The organism is Paenibacillus ferrarius, from assembly GCF_002027705.1.
Classification (GTDB): Bacteria; Bacillota; Bacilli; order Paenibacillales; family NBRC-103111; genus Paenibacillus_E; species Paenibacillus_E ferrarius.
In genome coordinates this window covers 114,035-130,915 of record NZ_MBTG01000073.1, presented here as the reverse complement: position 1 = coordinate 130,915, position 16,881 = coordinate 114,035, and the positions used below count along the sequence as shown (strand labels likewise).

The 16,881-nt window shown below is 46.2% G+C and carries 12 protein-coding genes and 2 pseudogenes; 6 read left to right on the top strand and 8 right to left on the bottom strand.

Annotated features, from left to right (window positions below):
- Window positions 1–45 precede the first annotated feature (45 nt).
- Complete coding sequence (locus BC351_RS40690) at window positions 46–3,864, bottom strand: S-layer homology domain-containing protein (RefSeq protein ID WP_158082397.1); 3,819 nt, start codon at window positions 3,862–3,864, stop codon at window positions 46–48.
- Window positions 3,865–4,146: 282 nt separating this feature from the next.
- Complete coding sequence (locus tag BC351_RS40685; protein ID WP_079421390.1) at window positions 4,147–4,992, bottom strand: Rpn family recombination-promoting nuclease/putative transposase; 846 nt, start codon at window positions 4,990–4,992, stop codon at window positions 4,147–4,149.
- On the opposite strand from BC351_RS40685, the gene BC351_RS41950 reads away from it, so the two are divergent.
- Both BC351_RS41950 and pdxR read left to right on the top strand, forming a co-directional pair.
- Entirely contained in the window at window positions 4,981–5,187 is a 207-nt protein-coding gene (locus BC351_RS41950; protein WP_144028704.1) for a hypothetical protein, read from the top strand. The two genes, BC351_RS40685 and BC351_RS41950, sit on opposite strands and share 12 nt — an antisense overlap.
- A 969-nt stretch (window positions 5,188–6,156) precedes the next feature.
- Complete coding sequence (pdxR, locus tag BC351_RS40675) at window positions 6,157–7,593, top strand: MocR-like pyridoxine biosynthesis transcription factor PdxR (protein ID WP_079421389.1); 1,437 nt, start codon at window positions 6,157–6,159, stop codon at window positions 7,591–7,593.
- 47 nt (window positions 7,594–7,640) lie between these two features.
- Here the strand turns inward: pdxR and BC351_RS41940 are convergent.
- Window positions 7,641–7,721 (bottom strand): annotated as a pseudogene (locus BC351_RS41940) (NUDIX domain-containing protein); the annotation flags it as partial.
- 187 nt (window positions 7,722–7,908) lie between these two features.
- On the opposite strand from BC351_RS41940, the gene BC351_RS40665 reads away from it, so the two are divergent.
- The 3 genes from BC351_RS40665 to BC351_RS40655 are packed head-to-tail and all read left to right on the top strand — an operon-like array spanning window position 7,909 to window position 11,645.
- Window positions 7,909–8,988 (top strand): endospore germination permease, encoded by a 1,080-nt coding sequence (locus tag BC351_RS40665; protein WP_079421387.1) that lies wholly within the window; start codon window positions 7,909–7,911, stop codon window positions 8,986–8,988.
- On the top strand, window positions 8,989–10,467 hold the full coding sequence (locus tag BC351_RS40660; protein WP_079421386.1) for a spore germination protein: 1,479 nt from the start codon (window positions 8,989–8,991) through the stop codon (window positions 10,465–10,467). It abuts the gene before it with no gap.
- Window positions 10,468–10,475: 8 nt separating this feature from the next.
- Window positions 10,476–11,645 carry a Ger(x)C family spore germination protein gene (locus BC351_RS40655; RefSeq protein ID WP_079421385.1) on the top strand — a complete coding sequence of 390 codons (1,170 nt, stop codon included), beginning with the start codon at window positions 10,476–10,478 and terminating at the stop codon, window positions 11,643–11,645.
- Between the two features lie 53 nt (window positions 11,646–11,698).
- Here the strand turns inward: BC351_RS40655 and BC351_RS44590 are convergent.
- Window positions 11,699–11,815 (bottom strand): annotated as a pseudogene (locus BC351_RS44590) (RNA polymerase subunit sigma-70); the annotation flags it as partial.
- A gap of 213 nt (window positions 11,816–12,028) precedes the next feature.
- Between BC351_RS44590 and BC351_RS40645 the strand changes: the two are divergent.
- Entirely contained in the window at window positions 12,029–13,387 is a 1,359-nt protein-coding gene (locus BC351_RS40645; RefSeq protein WP_079421384.1) for an Nramp family divalent metal transporter, read from the top strand.
- Window positions 13,388–13,557: 170 nt separating this feature from the next.
- On the opposite strand, the gene BC351_RS40640 is transcribed toward BC351_RS40645, so the two are convergent.
- Genes BC351_RS40640 through BC351_RS40625 form a run of 4 tightly spaced genes read right to left on the bottom strand, consistent with a single transcriptional unit; the run spans window position 13,558 to window position 16,881 of the window.
- The gene (locus BC351_RS40640; RefSeq protein ID WP_079421383.1) at window positions 13,558–14,304 is read right to left on the bottom strand and encodes a Cof-type HAD-IIB family hydrolase; all 747 of its coding nucleotides are present in this window, start codon (window positions 14,302–14,304) and stop codon (window positions 13,558–13,560) included.
- 25 nt (window positions 14,305–14,329) lie between these two features.
- Entirely contained in the window at window positions 14,330–15,157 is an 828-nt protein-coding gene (locus BC351_RS40635; RefSeq protein ID WP_079421382.1) for a carbohydrate ABC transporter permease, read from the bottom strand.
- A complete protein-coding gene (locus tag BC351_RS40630; RefSeq protein WP_244209353.1) occupies window positions 15,154–16,074 on the bottom strand; it encodes a carbohydrate ABC transporter permease in 921 nt (306 codons plus the stop codon). The genes BC351_RS40635 and BC351_RS40630 overlap by 4 nt, the downstream gene beginning before the upstream one ends.
- Window positions 16,075–16,080: 6 nt before the next feature.
- A complete protein-coding gene (locus tag BC351_RS40625; protein WP_079421381.1) occupies window positions 16,081–16,881 on the bottom strand; it encodes an endonuclease/exonuclease/phosphatase family protein in 801 nt (266 codons plus the stop codon).

The following is a 16,881-nucleotide window of genomic DNA, read 5'->3' as shown; positions in this document are numbered from 1 at the left end:
TTCTCTAACCTTTGGGACATCATCCCCGTTTTGCGCGTAGTTCGTTTACTTGGCATTTTTATTATCAATCAGTTTCGCCGTTTTCAGCAGTCGCTGAACGATGGCTGCCGTCTCCGCCCGGGTAATGTCGCTTGTCGGCTGCAATCCTTGATCCGAGCCGCTGACTATTCCGCTCTTCACCACAGTCGCCACCGCCTGCTTCGCCCATGCGGATACCACCCCGTCTGCAAACTTGCCGAGCACCGCTTCCGCTTCCGGGCCGCTGATGCCAGCGTCAATCCCCGCCAGCTTCATCGCCCGCGCGATTATCGCCATCGATTCTTCCCTGCTAATCGTCTTCGCTGGGCCAAACGTTCCGTTCTTGTACCCTTCAATGATGCCATACTCCTGCGCTTTCGCCACCGCTCCCATGTACCAGTCGCCGGTTTTTACATCGCTGTAAGCAGATGTACTCCCTTTATCGGCCAGCCCCAGTGCGCGCACGATCATCGCTGCGAACTCGGCGCGGGTAATCGCTGCATTCGGGCTAAAGTGCGTCACATCGACGCCGTTTACGACCATCCGCGACGCCATGTCGTTCACCGCTTCTTTGGCCCAATGTCCCTCCATATCCACGAATGTCACGGGGTGCCAGATCAACGCATATGTGCTGTTCGTCAAGCTGTTTACGACCGCGTAATATTTCCCGTCGTAGGCAGCAATGTACGTCGGCACATGATACACCTTACCGTCCGCTGCAAGCACCGTAGCCGTTGTCACCTTGCTTGGGGCAACACCATCCGGAAGCGGAATGTCACGCTCTACGTATGTGCTGAACTTGTCCACTTCCACCGTTTGTCCATTGTACGAAGCGGTTACTGCAAAATCGACCGGCGGCGCAATGACGCTTAATTTTCCTTGCTCCGCTGCATTTGCCGCAAGCTTCGCCTGCGCATCGTCGCTCTTTACGATGTCCACATGGACGACGATGTCGGACAATTTCACCTGACTACCTAGCTGCGACGCCAAGCGGTCAATCACGATTTGCGCTGCGGGCAGCTTGTAGTTGCCGTTAGCCGTCTGCACTTCCAGTACAGCCTGCTTGCCTTCCATAGCTTTCACCGCGTCCCCTGTCAGCTCCACCGTCACCTTATCCGAGCTCACAGTCGAAGCAGGGATCACGATAACCGGCTTGTCTCCCTCTTGCGCAAGCTGCGCCGCTAGCCTAGCGGCGTCTACCTTCGCCGTCAGCACGGTCCGTTTGTTCTCTTGCGTCATCGCTCCCGTCGCAATCTGATCCAGCGTCTTACCGTCAATGATCACTCGGAAACCGATTTGGCCGCTTCCCACGGATGAGCTGGGCGAATCGCCTCCGGAAGATGATCCGCTGTTTGAAGCAGCTCTCGTTGCCGTAATCGTATACGTTTTCGTTGCTCCGCTTTGTGCAGTCACGACTACCGTAATGGTGTTGCTGCCCACGCTCAGGCTGATCGGGCCGCTCGCTTGACCGCTTGCTACACCCACTCCGTTCACCGTCACCGTCGCAGCCGGGTCATATACGGATGCCGTCACAGTCAAGCTGCTCACGCTGTTTGCCACATTCGCCGCATAGCTTGTTGTACTCGCATCGAACGCAGGGCTCAGCGCTGCGTTCGATAAGCTCAAGCCACTCAAATTCGCATTGTCGGATATCGTCCCCGCTCCCGCTTGCGGTGTCGCGCTCGCTTCATTGGAGTTGCTGCTGCTGCCACCCGCATTGCTCGCCTTGACCACGAAGTAATACGTCGTGCCGTTCACCAGGCCCTCTGCGGTGTAACTGTATATTACACCGGACACGGTCGCAATGGAGGTTGACCCATAGGAACCGGAAACCGTTCCTTGGTAGACGCTATACGTCACGGCTCCGGAAACACCGCTCCAACTGAGCGACACTTGACCATTGCCGGCAGTCGCTGTAAGCGCCGTCGGCGCTGAAAGCGTGGTATCGCTCACCGTGACAGTCAGCGTCGGGTTCGTTCCACCGCTCATCACGAACGTGAACACTTGTGCACCTGTTCCCAAGCTAGCTAAATACTCCTTTTTGATCGTCACCATACTGCCGCTTACCAAGAAATTCGCCTGTCCGATGCTAGCTCCATTCCATTGAATATCCGTCAGCGTGTTGCCGTTCAGCGTCATCGTCGTCGTCACGTCAGCCTGCGCCGATATAAGCTTGTCGAAGCTTCCAGTCGCCGGATTGATCGTGCTGTTTGGCACCGCTGTCCACTTCGCATAAATCGTGGTGTCCCCCGTAATCGCCATGTTTGCGAAATCAAATACAGTTGCATACGTGCCATCCATGTACCAACCTGCAAAATTGTAGCCGGGTTTCGTTGGATCGCTCGTCGGCTTCACGGCGTACTCGTTATGCGGCACCGTTTGGCTGGCTGCTGCCGAACCGCCGTTTACGTTAAAGCTAACCATATACTTGTTGAGCGTCCACTTCGCATAAAGCGTCGCATTAGACATGCCGAGCTTAAATGTACTTCCTTCGGCGTAACTCGTTCCTTTGCCGTCCGCCATCGTATTCCACCCTGCGAACGTATAGCCTGTCTTCACCAAATTCCCCGTGTTACCCGGCACCTTAATGCTCTCGCCTCGTGCATACTCATTATTGTCCGTAGGCGCAGTTCCTCCGTCCGCCCCGTTGCTATTGTAGGTGATTGTACAAAGCTGCAGTAATACGGGGTATCCATTGTTAGCCGACGAACTCAGGATCCAAACAGTAGTGAAGTCCCAGCCGCTGTAAGTGGATTGGGTCTTCATCTCGGTCGTGGTTTTGGGAACTCCAAGTTTTGTGTCCGAACGTCCTGTCGTATTTTTATCGTAGAAGAGGTTGCTAGTGGGAGCGCTTGGGGTATGTTTCCCGACTAATCCGCCCAAATTGCTGCCTGTGCCGCTGACGCTGCCAGTCGCATACGCGTTACTAATGGCGCCGCCAAAGTTATCCCCTATCAACCCGCCGACACTATCAGTGCCACGGGCACTTCCAGTCGCATATGCGTTTCTAATGACGCTATACGCGGAGTTGTTGAACCCCACTAGTCCACCGACGCCAGTAGTGCCGCTGACGCTTCCAGTCGCGAAGACGTCGCTGATCGTACCGACGTTATCCCCTACTAGTCCGCCGACATAGGTACCTCCACCACTGACGTATCCGGTTGCATACGCATTACTGATCGTGCTGCTGTTATACCCCACCAGCCCGCCGACCATCGTACCACCGCTGACCGTGACGGCCGCGTAAGCGTTGCTAATCGTACCGCTGCTTTCATTATACCCCGCCAGTCCACCGACATAACCGCCCATGCCACCGCCGCTTACGCTGCTGGTAGTCACATAAACGTTACTGATCGTGCCGCCAGCGTTATCTCCTACTAAGCCGCCGAGATAGTTATTGCCTCTGACGTTAATGCTTTCAAGCCCAATATTGCGCACCACACCGCGGCTGGCAACTTTACCAAACAAGCCTAAATAGTCGGTAGCTGGGCGGTTAATTCTAAGCCCGATGATCTTATTCCCTCCACCATCCAATGCGCCGGTAAAAGCAGCGCTACTTGTGCCAATAGGAACCCAACCCGCTCCGCTATTGTAAAAAAGTCCAGCCGAATTTTGCGTATCATTGGTTACATCAATGTCGCTCCCTAGCTTGTAATAGGCCGACAAATTGTTGCGCACAGCATCCAACTGCGCGGGAGTCGTGATGATCCACGGATCTTGGGTTGTCCCGCTTCCTCCCGAGAAGGGGCCGGCCGCTTGAACCTTCCCGTATTGAAGCGGCAACAGACCGCCGATCACTATAACGAGCAGACAAGCAACAATTTTTCGTATCATGTTTTTAATCATTCTTCTTTCCTCTCCCATATAAAATCGATTTTAATGCGGAGTCATAACATCTAGTTCCATTTCCACTTCATGTGTTGACTCCTCTCAATCTTTAATTGCAGCAATTTCTATTTTACCGAAGCATTCTCACAAAATTCTCACAAAAACGGTATATGAAATAACTCCTTATTGGGAGAAGGCAGTCAGCGTCTGATTGCCTTCAAATCGTCGTTCGAGTGCAAAAAAAGAAGACCAGAGCGGCAGCCCTGATCCTCTTGGGAATCTTGCAAATGACTATTTGACTTAATGTATCCGATTTTTTAGTGCTTCAACTTCCGTTTCAGACAAGCCTGTTACTTTAGCAATCAGTGAAACCGGCAAGCCTTCCTGCAGCATATTCGCGGCCACCTCGGCCTTCCCTTTCGCTTCACCTCTGGACTCCACGTAGTCCAAGGCAGACTGTTCATCCAGAAGCGCCCTTTTGCGTGCCTCATACAGCATCCGCGCTTCTTTGTCCTGACTCAAAAACTCCAGCGTCGTCATCGCTTTTTTCAAGCCTGGTGTGTCCATCGCTAATTCCTCCCATTGGTCTTGATTGGTGCCGTTAATGAACATCAGCCAATTTACAAGTCGGCTGTCCATTTCGTGAGCTTTGATTCCCAGCTTCGACAGCTCCATAAAATGAATTTCAATATCGTCGATCAGTAGCTCGCCTGTATGGTCTTCCCTCATGTGAAAAATGTTATGAAAACGGTCATTTGGAATGTAGTTGTAGGTCAAGATGTTGATTGAAATAACTTTTTGCAAGGTCGTGTAGGGCTTTCCTTCCTCCAGTTGCTCCTCGTACATTTTGGCCGAGTAATATAGGCTACGCTTTGCCATATCGTGCTTGTTGGTGACCTGGATTTCCAGATTCACCTGTTTACCATCCTCGGTTTTAGCACGGACATCGAGGATGGATTGCTTGTCGTCCACGGCATTTTTATCGATATTTGGATTCAATATCGTCAGGCTGACAAATGGCTTTGGCTCGGTTTCCCGCAACGCTTCATTCAGGAAATTGAGCAGCACTTCGTCTTTATTCTCTTCACTGCCGAATATTTTTTTGAACACAAAATCGACAAACGGCTTTAATAGTTGCTCAGTCATCGTTTCAACTCCAAACGGCTTACGATTTCCAGCGATTTCACTATTTCCATTATACCACAAAAAGGGTATGTCCTAGACGAGAACAATGCCTACTACTTGTCGCGCCGCGCAGGCAGACAGCCCAATTTTGATGCCTTTGTCGCGGCATATGTGCCGCTGTGGCGCGCAGTCAAGCAGCAGGATGTGTCCGGCTGATTAAACTTCCTCGCTATTAATCGTCTTCCGAGCTAAATTGTTTTGTAATTTGTTAGCAACTGGGTATTCAAAACATCTATCGCTTTCAAGTATTTTTGCTATTCTCTTTTTTGTGAAGGAATCTAGCGCCTGAAACTCTTTACCGCAATAATACCACATTTTGGATAATTCTTATCTTTCTCGTCGAAAACGATTCGATCGCTTTGATCAACCTGATCGTCCCGATAGAGATCAAATCCTCCAGATCTTCTCCAATGTTATCGAATTTCTAAACGATATAAAATAAAAAAGCAGATGCTAATCATTAAGTAAAAATGATAAGCACTGCTTTTTCTTTACTAAACTGTTATGTTGTACTAAGAACTAGCTTTACTTCAATAAAAATTCGTTAATTAGAAAATAAAAAACACCTGAAAAAACTAAAAGAAAGAAAATAATTGTTAATGGGAGAAGTCCATCCAATTTTTGTTCGTAATTGTCTCTATGTGAATTATTCATTTTCATTCTCTCCTTCATTTCATTTCTAGACTCTATATTTCATAGTGGTTAATCCTTTTAATAGGAATTATTAATCTTTACTATTTGCTCATATCAAGCTCATCTTTACGGATGAGAATAGCTCCCCCTATAGCGATAATCAAAGGACTTGCTACAAGTGCACAGCAAAGCAAAATAAAAGATATCAAAGCTGCCAACTGGTCCATCTCCTTCCACCGTATATGACATCAACCATAATACTAATTAATATCATAGAATTGAAGCGGATGAATGTAACCAACCAATCAATCAGTTTTTTATGCCATCCACTAACAATAAGCCGAGGTGAACGATGAGATTAGTCCATTAATCCATTCATGTTCACAGAATGCTAAATGATAATGACGAAAACATCGATTATTTCTCGTAGATAAGTGGTATTATAAACTTAAAATTTATGTGGTTTGATTGATTATTCGAGGGGATTTTAAGATGTGGAAACCTGAACGCAATACTAAAAAAGCTCTTTACGAACAAATTGCCGATCATCTCGAGCAAAGAATTTCCTATGGGGAGTTTCCTCCGGGTAGTTTGCTGCCCTCTGAGCGGAAACTTGCTGAACAATTTGATGTGAACCGCAGCACCGTCATTTCTGCATTCGCCGAACTCCGATCCCTTGGGATTATCGAAAGCCGTACGGGTAGCGGGACTCGGGTAAGTACATCCAAATGGGGGGCCACTCCGAAGCATACTCCAAACTGGAGTCGTTTTGCCGAAGGAGGAAATTTTCTTCCGAACCTGCCCTTTTTGCGAAGGATCCGCGAAGCGTTAGCTCAAAATCCATCGCTGATTGATTTTGCGAGCCCTGAACTATCTGCTGATTTAGCACCCACAGATGAAATAGCTACATTAATGAGTAGAAACGCATATACGTCCTATATGGGTTACGATAACCCTCAAGGTTCGACTCTATTAAGAGAGGCTTTAGTAGAATTTCTGAACAAATATCGAAGCATTCGGACAACGGAATCCTCCATTCTTATCACATCGGGATCCCAGCAATCGTTATATTTAATCACGCAATGTCTGCTGTCACCTGGTGATGCCGTTGCTATTGAAGATCCTTCCTACTGCTATTCGCTGCCTATGTTTCAATCAGCTGGTCTTCGTTTGTTCCGCCTGCCGGTCGACAATCATGGTATACAGCCAGAAGATATTCGCACTTTATACAAGAAACATCGAATTAAGATGGTCTTCTTAAATCCGAACTACCAGAACCCGACGGGGACGGTACTAAGTAATGAAAGACGCAAACGTCTTCTTGATGTCATTAGTGAATTAGGACTTCCTGTTGTGGAAGATGATCCATACAGCTTAACTTCTTATGATGGCGTTCCTCCTTTACCACTCAAATCAATGGATACTATGGGTTCAATTCTATATATTGGCTCATTCTCCAAGATCGCAGCCTCCGGCTTACGGATAGGATGGATGGTAGCGCCTCGTTCCATTGTGGAACGACTAGCCGATGCTAGACAACAGATGGACTTTGGATTAAGCATCATTCCTCAGCTGGTAGCGGGACAATTTTTGCAGTCATCTTTTTTAGATCCCCATTTGGAGCGATTGCGTATCCAGCTTCAATTTAAACGGGATTTACTCATCGAATCCTTGGAGAAAGAGCTTTCAGGTCTGATTGAATACGTCGCACCAGAAGGGGGATTGCATTTTTGGTGCAAATTGATCCCGAATATTCCGGACGCTAAATTGTTGGAAGAATCCATTAAGAAAGGAATTATATTTGTACCAGGGAGTGTGTATGGTTCTGATTCGGGTTACGTGCGGTTTACATTCGCCAGAACCAAGCCTGAGGATATTGAACTGGGGATAGCCAGATTTGCTAGGGCAATACGTGAGTTGATTAAATGAAGACTTTTGCAAAACGCACTCAAGCAATCCTTAAGCGGAATAGAAAATTCAACATCTATACCGCTTTCTTCCTTTGTTTCCCTTATCGCTGCATCTTTCAATGATTTCCCCTCTTCAACCTGCCCATCCAGCCCTCCTATCGGCATCTCTAACGAAAAATCATCCAAAGTTCGAAACGTTTCCCCTCCATTACTTGATCCCAAATAAATGAAAGTATGCGATTTATCAAATTATCGCACGAATATTCGTGTATACATATTCCATTTTTGGATATTATACCAATACATACTATGATCCTTTTTCCGGGGGGAAGCGATGGAGTCAACTTTTTCAAGACGGCAGATCCTGTTCATGCTGCTGCTGTCGCTTGGCATCTCGAATCATGTGTTTATTATTCCTCATCTTATCCAAGCGGCAGGACGGGACTCCTGGTTCAGTATCCTGCTTGGGTATGTGGTTTTGTTAGGCTGGAGTTTGATTTTGTATCTGGTTTTAAAATCCATGCGCGCTACAACAATTAACGATTGGCTTAAAGATAGGATCGGAAAATTTGGAAGCTGGCTCGTATGCGGCGTAATGGTCTTATACCTCCTGATCTTAGGGATATTGATCATTTTCGATACAACAAGAAACATAAACATCTACTTGCTTCCCAGAACACCGAACGCCGTAGTCGTTCTCAGTTTTGTGCTTGTTTCTTACAGCGCGGCAAGATCGGGACTCAAAACGATTGTCTATATGTCTACCGTTTTATTGCCGATCGTATGGTTGCTGGGTATCGGAATATCCATATTTACCATGAATAGCAAGGATTATGGCATCATTCATCCCTTCTTTGTGGAAGGATTAGGGCCGAACCTGCACGGAGGGATGATTGTGTTCGGAGGAAGTATAGAGTTGCTGGTCTTGCTGCTTCTGCAGCATAAAATGAGCAAACCTATTAATTACGGAACGCTTTTTGTGCTGCTAACCTTGCTGATAGGCCTTGTTGCCGGACCTACCTTAGGGTCCTTATCGGCGTTTGGTCCTGCAGAAGCCGGTAATATGCGATTTCCTGCCTTCGAACAGTGGCGGTTGGTCATGATCGGAGACTACATCTCTCATGTCGACTTTTTGGCTGTATTTCAACTGATGGCCGGCAGTATTACAAGATCAGCTCTTCTTTTGCATTTGCTGTCCGAACTGATTACAAGCCGATTCCCGAAGTATCGCCAAACCGTACTAGGCTGCTGTACGGCTCTTGTTTCCATACCTTCTCTAATGCAAATCAGCGACATTAAGATGCAGGAAGCCACCCACCGCTACTTCTATACGTTTGCTTTCATTTTCGGAATCGCAATGTTGGCTGCTCTTTATATATTTTCCTTTATACCGAAAAAGAAGGGAGGATATTGAATGAATCAAGCCCCTGAGGAAGTTACGCTCTTTGCGGAGTTGGACTATAATCTGAGCCATGGAACTTTACAGAAGGAAGCAATGATCCAAGTCTTCTCTCAATATTCCGACATCTATTTTCCTCCGCTGCCGCAACCGGAGTTGTCGGACAAAATAACGGTTCTCTATTGCGAAGGTATGATTGATAAAAATCAACTAAATGAGTATTTCGCCAACGTGTGCCTATATGCAAGCCATGCAGCCGTGCATCCAGGCGCAGCTTCGGACCAAACGGAAAAATTGCCTCTATTCGCCATAAAAAAAACGATCAGAGAAATGGTTGCGGGCCTTTTTAGCGGCCAACTGATCCTTTATTACGCTGGAAATACCGACTTTTGGGTGGTGGATATTTCCAACATTCCGAAACGTGCCTTACAAGAATCCAGTACGGAAATTTCGATTAAAGGACCGAAGGATGCTTTCACGGAAGAACTGTTTACGAATATGGCTCTGATTCGGAAGCATTTGCAAACGGGAATGTTATTCAGCGAAATGTTCGTCATCGGCGATTTGAGCAAAACCCGCGTATCGCTGCTCTATCTAAGCCACAAAGCGAATCTGGACATGATTGCCGAGGTGCGCCAACGATTGGAATCTATTCAAACGGAAAGCGTTCTGAGCAGCGGGCAGCTCGAACAGTGGCTGTCGAATCGGACTTACTCGCTGTTTCCCTTGATTGATTATATCGGTCGGCCCGATTATGTGATAGAAACTTTGTTGCGTGGAAGATTCGCCATTATTGTAGACGGATCTCCCATGGTGCTCATCGGGCCGAGCAATTTTCTGGAGCTGCTAAAAACGCCTGAAGACGTTCATTTTCCTTATTATTACGTTATGTTTCAACGGATGCTCCGAATCATCGGCTTGATTCTAAGCATTTATTTACCAGGATTCTGGATGGCGATTGCGACCGTGAATCTGGATCAGATTCCACTAGCTTTATTATCGACGGTCGTCCTTTCCCGCGATGGACTGCCGTTTCCTATGATCCTTGAATCGCTGGTACTGCTTTTTTTGTTCGAATTGCTTCGGGAAGCCGGCGTCAGGATGCCTAAGGCAGTCGGACAGACGATCGGAATTGTCGGCGGCCTGATCATCGGAGACTCTCTCATCCGGGCAGGCCTTGCTTCTCCCACGCTGCTCGTCGTTATCGCCATTTCGGCAGTGGCTACATTTTCATTGGTCAATCAATCCTTGTCCGGCACAGTCAGCATTCTCAGGATTTTCATTACTTTGGCATCCGCTTTCCTCGGCGTTTACGGATTCATCATGGCTATGTTCGTCATCCTGATTTACTTGTGCAAGCTCGAAAGCTTCGGATTGGCCTTTCTTGAGCCGATAGCCTCTTTGCGATTTAAAGAGTGGTTGGCTGCTTTTTTGGTCAATCCGTTCAAAAGATCTCGTTTCTCGACTCCGATGTTAAAAAAACAAAAAAAGTGAGAAGACTGATGCGCAAATCCATATGTACACTTGTCTTGATCGTTGAATTGTTAATCGGTTCAGGGTGCGAAACCGATATGAAAAATATTGAAAAATTGAATTACGCGAACGCCATAGGCGTCGATTACAAGGATGGAAAGTATTACGCATATATACAATTCATCGATTTCCAGAACGTTGCGAAAACTACCGACGGACAGAAAGGGCCAGCGAGAATATGGATAGGCGAAGGGGTTGGATACACCTTCGAAGAGGCGCTTTTCCAAACTTATGAAACAGCTCAGGAAAGAATCATTTGGGGGCACGTGACAGTTCTTTTGATTAGCGAAAGCGCATTTAAAGAAGGGATTAAAGGAATTTATGACAGTTTTAGTCGTTATCATGAATATCGTCTGACGCCGTGGGTATATGCCACGAGAGAATCGGTAAAAGATATTTTTTCAGTACCCGGATTTTACCAACGGTCTCCGCTCAGCACCATTCTTCACGAGCCGAAAGGGATACACTCCCAGACTTCCTACGTAACTTCGATAAAGCTTCAACAATTGATGAGACAGATCAATGAGCCGGGATTTACTTCGTGCATCCCGACGTTGGCCGTTAACAAAACACAATGGTCGGAAAAAAATAAGCCAGAGCCCAAACTGATGATTGACGGGGCGATATTTCTTAAAAGAGATTCGTACAGAAGTTATTTCCCCTTGAAAGAATTATCAGGACTTCGTTGGGTTAAGCCAGGTACAATACGCGCTGGCATCCCCGTACCGGATCGTAAAGATCCATCGGTTCAAATCGTCGTCGACAATCCGAAAGCGAGCCTTACCTATATGAATAGCGGGGATCGGCCGCAATATGACGTCAAAATGAAAGCGACAGGATACATAGTCAGCCGGACCAAAGATGACCTGCTGAATTTCCAACAATTAACCGACGAGACGGAGAAAGCGATCGAAGTTGAAATCCGAAGTTTGTTCCAAACGGGGATTGCTAAAAAGACGGATGTCTTGAATCTGGAGTATAACTTATTCCGGTATCATTATGGTGAATGGAAAGCCATGTCCCCAGCAGAAGATAGCTTGCTTACCGACGATGCCCTCCATGATATCCATATTGACCTCAATATTACACATACTAGTTCGGAGAAAAATAAAAGCGTTCAAGGAACCGGTCGTCACTGAAAATTGCCCGTCCTGAAAATACACAACCCGCTTCGCCTGCTGCGCAAACTCCAAATGGGATCATGCAAGGATACATCTTTGCGTGTTTTCTTCAACGAGTGCAGATGCGTCAGGATCTCGTTCTATTTACAACGAGCCGCGAAAGTCGCGAGCTCCGTGCTCTTGTTCGGAGGTTTATTCGTTATTAATTTTATGCAGGTCGCACGACACGCGCCCCCTGCATCTTTTAATAAAACACACTTTCTTTCCCTAGGGAAACTTTTTGTTGCAAAGGCAATTTTTTTGATGTAGGATATTAATGTAAATACTAGGAAATACATATTTTTTTGCCCCAAATGTTGCCCAACAACAAAAATATTGCGCAAAGGAAAGAAGGTTGTCCAATGGAATCGGTTGTTCAAGAATCAAAACCTCAATCCTCCCCAGAATCAGGGTGGAGGCGAAGAAGAGTCGCAAACAGCTTGCCCGAAGTTTACAAAACGCTCCCTATCCCTACAAAAGGAAGCTTCTTCCGGAAGCTCCTGGCCTTCGCAGGTCCCGGTTATCTGGTTGCCGTAGGTTATATGGATCCTGGGAACTGGGCGACTAGTATAGCTGGGGGATCCGTATACAACTATCAATTATTGTCCGTCATCCTAATTTCTAACTTAATGGCTATTGTATTGCAGTCCTTAACGGCTCGATTAGGCATCGCGACAGGTAGAGATCTTGCGCAAGCATGCCGTGATCATTATAGTAAACCTGTCAATTTCGGACTCTGGGTTTTATGTGAATTGGCAATAGCTGCTTGTGACCTGGCCGAAGTGATCGGCTCGGCAATTGCCCTAAATCTATTGTTCGGACTTCCGCTGCTGTATGGCGTATTAATTACTTCGTTCGATGTCATCCTGGTTCTCATGCTGCAAAATAAAGGCTTCCGCTATATCGAAGCCATTGTCATTTCCTTAATCGTTACCATCTTTGTATGTTTCGGCATTGAAATGATTCTTTCCAAGCCGGATATCGTTGGTATTATGGGTGGTTTTGTGCCAAGCACCGAAATCATTAAAAATCCGGCAATGCTTTACATTGCTCTTGGAATTTTGGGTGCAACCGTCATGCCGCACAACCTATACCTGCACTCTGCTATCGTTCAAACAAGAAAATACGAGGAGACGTCCGAAGGAAAACGTTCTGCAATTAAATTTGCTACGATCGATTCAACCGTCGCATTAATGTTAGCTCTATTCGTAAATGCAGCTATACTAATCCTGGCTGCAGCCGCGTTTCATACATCCGGCCATACGGAAGTAGCCGAAATTGAAGATGCCTATCAACTGCTGACTCCTTTGCTCGGTACTAGCATCGCGAGTGTACTGTTTGCGGTCGCCCTACTGGCCTCAGGGCAAAACTCTACCCTGACAGGAACTTTGGCCGGGCAAATTGTTATGGAAGGCTTTTTGAATATCCGACTGAAACCATGGATAAGGAGATTGATTACCCGACTGATCGCCATAGTACCGGCTGTTATCGTGATTGGTCTATACGGTGAAAAAGGAACCGGTGATCTCTTGATTTTAAGCCAGGTCATTCTTTCCCTACAGTTGTCATTTGCTGTCATTCCTCTGGTGATGTTCACATCCGACAAAAGGAAAATGGGAGAATTTGTTGCTCCGAAATGGCTGTCTAGGATGTCTTGGGTTATAGCAGTTATTATAGCCGTTTTAAATGTATACCTGCTTTATGGCACTATCTTTGGTTGAAAACACATCATTTTTCATCATGTTAGGATTCAAGTCTGATGCCAATTTGTATAAAATTAATGCTACTGTCCAAAAAAACCAGTCCATCACTAGATTACAGTGCCAGACTGGTTTTCCATTTACCACATGCTGGTCATCAGATAGCGAGACAAGGACAAAAAACAGGAACGTTATTTATCTGCCTCCAACACATACCGGCGAATCGCCTGCGCCACTCCGTCCTCCCTGTTGCTGCCCGTGACGGCATTCGCCAATTGCTTCACCTCGTCCTGAGCGTTGCCCATAGCTACACCTATACCGGCTTCAAGAAGCATTGCTTTATCATTCAAGCTGTCGCCCACAGCCATCACCTCCTCCATAGATAATGCCAACAGATCGCATACCTCGCGTATTCCGCTCGCTTTGGAAATACCCGATGGATTGAGCTCGATGTTGCTCGAATGGGAATTGGTGATCTCGAATAGCCCTACCTCTTCTGTCTTTGCCCGAACCCGTGCCAGTTGGTTCCGGTTTTCCGAGGAGTAACAGAACTTTAGCCATTGGGACTCTGTGGTAGTTCCGCTCCAATTGTCAGCATCAATCATTCCTTCTGTCGTATAGCCATAGAACCAACAATCTTCATCAACGGCAATTTTATGAAGCGCCATAACAGTTTCGACATTTAACCTTTGTCGCATATGCAGCTCGCCGGAAGACTTCCACACTTCGCTTCCATTAACAGTCACCATCGGAGATTCCAGACTCAGCTCTTGCCAATAAGGCTTGGCAGTCTGTACCTCCCGCCCCGTTGCCACAATGACGGTAACTCCTTGAGAGCGCGCTTCAGCGATCGCTTTCCGGTTTTCTTCAGATACTTGGGAGTCCTCATTCAGCAGCGTCCCGTCCAAGTCAAGTGCAATCAATTTTATCCTGCTCATGTAGTTGCCTCCGTATTTGATTAAACTATCCTTTTAATCCGCCTAATGTGATCCCTTGTACCAGCTGCTTTTGGAATATGATAAAGACCAAAACGGAAGGAATAAGGATGACGGTTACTCCAGCCATAATAGGACCGTAAATAATACTTTCGGAAGATTGAAGCATCGTAATTCCAACCTGCACCGTTCTCATATTCTCTGAATTGGTAACTATCAGCGGCCACAAGTAGGCGTTCCACAAACCGATAAAAGATGCAATAAAAATGGATGACAATATGGATTTCGACATGGGTACCAATAGGCTTGTAAAGAACCGGAAATCGCCGCAACCATCGATAAAAGCTGCATCCCTATATTCTTTTGATATGCTCAAGAAATGCTGCCGCAGTATGAACATATAAGTTGCGGATGCCATCATGACAATGATGACTCCGGAATAAGTGTTTATTAATTTCATGTTTGCCACTGTAATATAATTGGTTATAAAAAGCATGTCTCCAGGAATCATCATCGTGCCGAGAATTACTAAGAACCATATTTTCTTTCCTTTAAATTCTAGGAATGAAAATGCGTATGCGGCCAGGCTGCTCGTAATTAATCTGCCAACGGTTCCAATAATCGCAATCAAAAAAGAGTTCCATATAAATCGGAGAAGCGGCGTTGAAGTAAATACGATCTCATAATTTTTTAGAAATAATCGGCTTGGAATAAATTTAGGCGGATATGAGCTTAAATCGCCAGAACTCATAAAACTGGCACTTACACAATAAATAACCGGGGATATGACGATCAAACCAATGATGATACACATCGTACTGAATAGAAAGTCGCGCATTTGCATGGCAGTCTTCATGAATAATGCACTCCTTTCTTTTCATACGCAAAGGTAACTAAAGTAAATAACATAACAATGATGAAGATCATAATACCAACTGCACTGCCATATCCGTATTTGCCATTCTCGAATGCTTCGATGTACATTCGGTATATCATCGTTTCGGTAGACCCCATAGGGCCACCTTTTGTCAAAACCATGATCGGACCGAAAACCATCAGTGAATGAATAATATCCGTAACGATCAGAAAAAAGAGAGTTGGGGACATCAATGGAAGCTTAATATGAATCAGAGATTGAAAATAACTGCTTCCCTCCATATCCGCCGCCTCCAGCAATTCTCCGGGGACATTGCGGATAGCTGCCAAAAGAAACAAGAAGCTGAATCCAATGCCCATCCAGATGCAAACAATAGCAATGCCAACCATCGCATACTTTTCATCACCGAACCAGTTGATGCTAAGTCCAGTTAGAGCGTTGAATACGCCGATCGACGGATTTAAGATCAGTTGAAAAATCATTGCCGCCGAGGACATCGATACAGCCATGGGCAAAGCGAACAAAATCTGGTAAATACTTGTCCCTTTCCGTTTCTTTTCCGCCAATAATGCCATGCAAAGGCTGATTATTATGGTTCCCGGAATCGTGATGACGGTATATTTCAACGTATGAGTAACAGTTTGCAGCATTCTTTGATCACTGAATATATTTGTAAAGTTTTCAAACCACACAAATTCAATCGGATTGCCATTCAAATCGACTAATGTAAATCCTAAATAAAATGTTTTCGCAAATGGGTAATAGGTGAATAAGAAAACAAAAATTAAACACGGCAGCATAAACAAATATGGCTTAGCGGCTTCTCTCCATCTTTTCTTCGCGAAATGATATTTTAATCCCTTGCTTTTAACTTGTTGAGTTGAACTGATATTCACGCGGGATCATTCTCCTTCAATAGCAATCAGATGAGCGACGACCGGATAATGATCCGAAGGATACCGTCCGTCAATCATCCGTCGGTCGATTTGAATGGATGACACTTGCACGTCAGGAGTAACAAAAATATAGTCGATCGGCTCTCCTTCCATTCTTCCGGAATAGTTATCATGGAACGATGTTCCTATGGGTCCAACCATCACGGAATAAGCATCCGACATGTCCACAAGCGCATCATCCCAAACGGGCTCTCCCCTCATAAAGCGGATCACCGCATTATCAGGCTGTGAGTTGAAGTCACCTGTCAATAAGGCAGGAACATCTTTTGCAGTCCGCAGTTCCTTGATTCGCTCCCATATAAGCCGAACACCTTGTTCCCTGGCCTGCTGCCCCTGGTGATCTAGGTGGGTATTGAATAATAGTAGCTCCGTACCTGTGCCTTTATGCCGAAAGTGCCCCCAGGTACAAATACGTGGCAGAGAGCTGTCCCAGCTAATACTTGCCGGAATCTCCGGCTGCTCGGATAACCAGAAGGTGCCGTGTTCCACAATGTCCAGTTCGTCTTTTTTGAAAAAGATTGCGCAGTGCTCATCTCCTCGATCTCCAAGCCGATCCTCGCCGATCCAATGATATTCCTCTAACTTCAGATCCTCCAGCATCCTGGTATTTCCTTCCTGAGTACCCAAAAGCAGCGGACTATGCTCTCTGATCATTGCTGCCACTTTCTCGTAACGGTACTCCCAAGCATTATCACCGTCCTGTGCCAAATAGGTTCTCAAGTTATACGTCATCAAAGAAATATGCAT